Below are 5,002 nucleotides of genomic sequence, written 5' to 3' on the forward strand. Positions count from 1 at the left end.
GCGCCGTGCCGTCCGTCGCCAGCGCGTCCGCGCGCACGGCCAGCAGCACGCGGTTGGCCGGCAGCACGTTCAGGACGGGCGGCGTCAGGACAGCCGCATCGTCCAGCAGCACGATGCAGTCGAGGGGGGCGATGGCGGCCAGCAGGTCCGGCGTGCCGAACAGGCCCTGCAACGCGGGATCGTCGAGTCCTGCTCCCGGCGTGCCAAGCAACAGAGCGACCCACTCGTTCTGCGCGTTGGCGACGGAGCGTACTTCAACCACCGGGAACGGGGCGCTGGACATTAGCGGATATGCATTGATAGTAACCAGCTAATGGTAGAGCACGGCTTATTGGAAAGCAACTGTTTCTGTTTCCTCTAGGACACGGTTTTACAGATATATTTACGCACCCGCGCCGCCGACGCGGCCATGCTGCAGGGCGAACTTGATCAGCTCCGCCTGCCCTTCGATGCCGAGCTTGCGCTTGATGTTCAGGCGATGCGTCTCGACGGTGCGCACGGACAGGTCGAGCGCCTTCGCGATCTGCTTGTTCGACTCGCCGTTGGCGATGTGGCGCAGCACTTCCTGTTCGCGCGAGGTCAGCTGGTTGTCCTGCGCGGCCGGGCGCGCGAGCTGGCGCGCGACGGCGGCGCTGTAGTAGATGCCGCCGGCCACGACGGTGTCGATGGCGAGGACGATGTCCTTGCCCGGCGCATCCTTCAGCACGTAGCCGCGCGCCCCCGCCTGCATCGCCTGCGTGACGTATTCCAGCTTGTCGTGCATGGACAGGATCAGCACCGCGATGTCCGGATAGTTCGCGTACAGGCGCGCGGTGGCTTCGATGCCGCTGCCGTCGCGCATGGTGATATCCATCAGCACGAGGTCGATGCGTGTGCTCCCCGCGAGCGCCAGCGCATCAAAGCCGGAATCCGCTTCCGCCACGACGCGGAAGTGAGGTACCGCTTCCAGCCGCGCGCGCAGGCCGTCGCGCACGAGGGGGTGGTCGTCGACCAGCATGATGTGGACGGTCTTCTCGGTCATTCAGGTCTCCAGTTCGACGCTCGCGCACACGGTGGTGCCGGCCGCGGACGATGCGATGTCGAGGTGGCCGCCGATCGCGTCCAGCCGCTCCATCATGTTGCGCAGGCCGATGCCGCGTTGCGGGTGCGTGGCCACGCCCTCGGCGTCGAAGCCGGCGCCGTCGTCCGCGATGGTCAAAAGCACGCGGCCGCCGCCGGCATGCAGCGCCAGGTCGATGTGGCGCGCGCCCGCGTGCCGCTCGATGTTCGTCAGCGCTTCCTGGGCAATGCGGAACAACACCGTGCCGACGGTCTGCGGCAGGTGCTCGGCGTCGCCCGTCACGTCGAACGTCACGGGCATGCCGCTGTGCTGCGAGAATTCCTCGGCCAGGTGGTCGAGCGCCGCCGCGAGTCCGAGGTCGTCCAGCAGCGTCGGCCGCAGGTCGTGCGAAATGCGCCGCACTTCACCCAGCACCTTGTTGAGTTCTTCCGCCGTGCGCTCGAAGCTGGCGTGGGCCTGGCGCTGCTGGTCCGGCGTGCCCTTCATGCGGATGATGCCGGCCTCGATCTGCAGCTTGATCGACACGAGCCACTGGCTGATACCGTCGTGCAGGTCGCGCGACAGGCGCGCCCGTTCCTGCTCCTGCGAATCGACGACGCGCTGCGCCAGCGCCTTCAGCTTGGTGTCGGCCACGCGCGACTCGCTGATGTTCAACGCGAGGCCGGCGCCGCCGATGACGAGCGTGGCGAGGATGGCGAGGCCGGCGATCCACCACATCGTCGTCTCGATGTTGCGCGACTGCTGGGCGTCGACCTGGTCGAGCGCGGCCTGCACGTCGTCGAGATACAGGCCGCTGCCCATGATCCAGCCCCATTGCGGCACCGGCACGACGTAGCCGAGCTTGGGCGCGGACTTGTTCGTGGACGGCTTGACCCAGTTGTAGCGCACGAGTCCCCCGCCCTGCTTCGCGACGGCGACGATGTTCTGGATGGTCGGCGCGCCGAACTGGTCGTGCAGGTTCCACAGGTCGCGTCCGACCAGCTCCGGCTGGCGCGGATGCATCAGGTTGCGGCCGTCCATGTCGTAGACGAAGAAATAGCCGTCGTCGCCGAAGCTCAGGGATTGCAGGATGCGCTTGGCCTCGGCCAGCGTGGCCGGGTCGTTGCGCCCGGACGCGGTCAGGTGGGCGATCGAGTGCGACGCGAGATCCACGTAATGCCGCAGTTCCGCCTGCTTGCTGGCCAGGTAGGCCCGCTGGATGGTGGCGTGCTGCTCGTGCGCGAGCGCGATCGCCTGCTGCCGGACGAACAGGGCGATCGCGCACAGCGCCACGATCAGCGGGGCGATCGCGAGAAAGATGACCTTCTGCCGTAATTGCATGCCGTGCGCGTCGAAATAGTCGTAACATGAAATTGTACGACCGATCAGCTGTTGCTGCTTGCAAAGCTTGCCTACGTAGGACTACGTAGAGCGCTGCGTAATCATGCGCTTGTACCGAGCCGACCCGTGCAAGATACTGACAGGCACGCTGCTGTTCGTGTAAGCCGGCATCGACCGGTCGGGCAGCGCATCCAAAATCGGAGGAGTCAATAATGAAACGTCTAACAAGCCGGCTCGGATGGGCTGCGCTTTCGCTCGTGGGCGCCGTCTCGCTCGCCTACGTCGCCCTCAAGCGCGGCGAATCCATCAACGCGGTCTGGGTCGTCATGGCCGCCGTCTGCGTCTACCTGATCGCGTACCGCTTCTACAGCCTGTTCATCGCCGACAAGGTGATGGGCCTCGACCCGCGCCGGCAAACCCCGGCGTACAAGTACAACGACGGCCTCGACTTCGTGCCGACGAACCGCTACGTGCTGTTCGGCCACCACTTCGCCGCGATCGCCGGCGCCGGTCCGCTCGTCGGCCCCGTGCTCGCCGCGCAGATGGGCTACCTGCCCGGCATGCTGTGGATCCTGGCCGGCGTCGTGTTCGCGGGCGCCGTGCAGGACTTCATGGTGCTGTTCATCTCGATGCGCCGCGACGGCCGCTCGCTCGGCGACCTGATCAAGTCGGAAATGGGCGAGATCCCCGGCGTGATCGCCCTGTTCGGCACCTTCATGATCATGGTGATCATCCTGGCCGTGCTGGCGCTGATCGTCGTGAAGGCCCTGGCCGGTTCGCCCTGGGGTTCGTTCACCGTGATGGCGACGATCCCGATCGCGCTGTTCATGGGCATCTATTCGCGCTACATCCGCGTGGGCCGCATCGGCGAGGTGTCGCTGATCGGCTTCGTGCTGCTGATCGGCGCCATCGTCGGCGGCCAGTACGTGCACGATTCCGCCACCTGGGGTCCGATGTTCACGTTCAACGGCACCCAGCTGACCTGGATGCTGATCGGCTACGGTTTCGTCGCCTCCGTGATCCCCGTCTGGCTGCTGCTGGCGCCGCGCGACTACCTGTCGACCTTCCTCAAGATCGGCACCATCGTCGGCCTCGCGCTGGGCATCGTGTTCGTCGCCCCGATGATGCAGATGCCGTCGATCACCCGCTTCATCGACGGCACCGGTCCGGCCTGGTCCGGCTCGCTGTTCCCGTTCCTGTTCATCACCATCGCATGCGGCGCCGTGTCCGGCTTCCACGCGCTGATCTCGTCGGGCACCACGCCGAAGATGATCGAGAACGAGCAGCATGCCCGCTTCATCGGCTACGGCGGCATGCTGATGGAATCGTTCGTCGCCATCATGGCCCTCGTCGCCGCGTCGACCATCGACCCGGGCGTCTACTTCGCGATGAACAGCCCGGCCGCCGTGATCGGCACCACCGCCCAGACGGCCGCCGCCGCGGTCTCGAACTGGGGCTTCGTGATCACGCCCGACCAGCTGACGCAGATCGCGAAGGACGTCGGCGAGCACACCATCATCTCGCGCGCCGGCGGCGCCCCGACGCTGGCCGTCGGCATGGCCCACATCCTGTCGAACGTCATCGGCGGCAAGGTCATGATGGCGTTCTGGTACCACTTCGCGATCCTGTTCGAAGCGCTGTTCATCCTGACCGCCGTCGACGCGGGCACGCGCGCCGGCCGCTTCATGCTGCAAGACCTGCTGGGCGCCTTCGTCCCGTCGTTCAAGCGCACGGAGTCGCTGCCGGCGAACCTGATCGCCACCGGCCTGTGCGTCGCCGCGTGGGGCTACTTCCTGTACCAGGGCGTCGTCGATCCGCTGGGCGGCATCAACACGCTGTGGCCGCTGTTCGGCATCGCCAACCAGATGCTGGCCGGTATCGCCCTCACCTTGGGCACCGTCGTGCTGTTCAAGATGAAGCGCGGCCAGTACGCGTGGGTCTCGATCGTGCCGACCATCTGGCTGCTGATCTGCACGCTGTCGGCCGGCTGGCTGAAGATCTTCGACCCGAACGTCAAGGTCGGCTTCATGGCCCACGCCCACAAGTTCCAGGCCGCGCTCGACCAGGGCCAGGTGCTGGCGCCGGCCAAGTCGCTCGACCAGATGAGCCGCATCATCTTCAACGACTACGTCGATGCCACGCTGTGCGGCTTCTTCATGGTCGTCGTGATCGCGGTGCTGCTGTACGGCATCCGCACGGCGCTGGCGGCGCGCAAGAACGCCAAACCGAGCGCCCAGGAGACGCCTTTCGTCGCGGCGCCCGCCGCCTCGATGGCCGAGGTGCAGTGATGCTTGGCGCGCTCGCACAGGCTGGCCGCTATCTCGGGCAAAGCATGCGCCTGATGGTCGGCCTGCCGGAATACGACACCTATGTGGCGCACATGGAGAAGAACCATCCGGATCAGCCGGTCATGAGCTACGAGGAATTCTTCCGCGAGCGCCAGGAAGCGCGGTACGGTAGCGGCAAGCGCGGGGGTTGTTGCTGAGTTAGCACTTTTACCGTAACGCAATATATCGTCGCCCCCGCTTCGCCGGGGGCGATGTTTTATCGGCCGGTGTGTTATACACATCTGACGCGGCCGACGCATAGAGAGGGGTAGATGTGGGGGGGGGGCGGTTGATT

The 5,002-nt window shown here is 66.0% G+C and carries 4 protein-coding genes and 1 pseudogene; 2 read left to right on the forward strand and 3 right to left on the reverse strand.

Translation table 11 applies throughout. From position 1 onward, the window contains the following. The 3 genes and pseudogenes from ACEN88_RS24175 to ACEN88_RS24185 form a co-directional block, all read right to left on the reverse strand. Positions 1-262, reverse strand: a pseudogene (locus ACEN88_RS24175) (hypothetical protein); the annotation flags it as partial. A gap of 120 nt (positions 263-382) precedes the next feature. Further along, positions 383-1,021 (reverse strand): response regulator, encoded by a 639-nt coding sequence (locus ACEN88_RS24180; protein WP_413343755.1) that lies wholly within the window; start codon positions 1,019-1,021, stop codon positions 383-385. Next, entirely contained in the window at positions 1,022-2,380 is a 1,359-nt protein-coding gene (locus ACEN88_RS24185; RefSeq protein WP_413343757.1) for a cache domain-containing protein, read from the reverse strand. It lies immediately after the preceding gene. Between the two features lie 212 nt (positions 2,381-2,592). On the opposite strand from ACEN88_RS24185, the gene ACEN88_RS24190 reads away from it, so the two are divergent. Beyond that, positions 2,593-4,668 carry a carbon starvation CstA family protein gene (locus tag ACEN88_RS24190; RefSeq protein ID WP_413343759.1) on the forward strand — a complete coding sequence of 692 codons (2,076 nt, stop codon included), beginning with the start codon at positions 2,593-2,595 and terminating at the stop codon, positions 4,666-4,668. Further along, complete coding sequence (locus tag ACEN88_RS24195) at positions 4,668-4,865, forward strand: YbdD/YjiX family protein (protein WP_413343761.1); 198 nt, start codon at positions 4,668-4,670, stop codon at positions 4,863-4,865. Before ACEN88_RS24190 ends, ACEN88_RS24195 begins: the two co-directional genes overlap by 1 nt. The last annotated feature ends 137 nt before the right edge of the window (positions 4,866-5,002 follow it).

Origin of the sequence: Massilia sp. CT11-108, assembly GCF_047302915.1 — a bacterium.
GTDB lineage: Bacteria > Pseudomonadota > Gammaproteobacteria > Burkholderiales > Burkholderiaceae_D > Telluria > Telluria orientalis.

Coding starts and splice junctions, on each gene's coding strand:
- ACEN88_RS24180 (WP_413343755.1), bottom strand. CDS start 1,021: ATGACCGAGAAGACCGTCCACATCATGCTGGTCGACGACCACCCCCTC.
- ACEN88_RS24185 (WP_413343757.1), bottom strand. CDS start 2,380: ATGCAATTACGGCAGAAGGTCATCTTTCTCGCGATCGCCCCGCTGATC.
- ACEN88_RS24190 (WP_413343759.1), top strand. CDS start 2,593: ATGAAACGTCTAACAAGCCGGCTCGGATGGGCTGCGCTTTCGCTCGTG.
- ACEN88_RS24195 (WP_413343761.1), top strand. CDS start 4,668: ATGCTTGGCGCGCTCGCACAGGCTGGCCGCTATCTCGGGCAAAGCATG.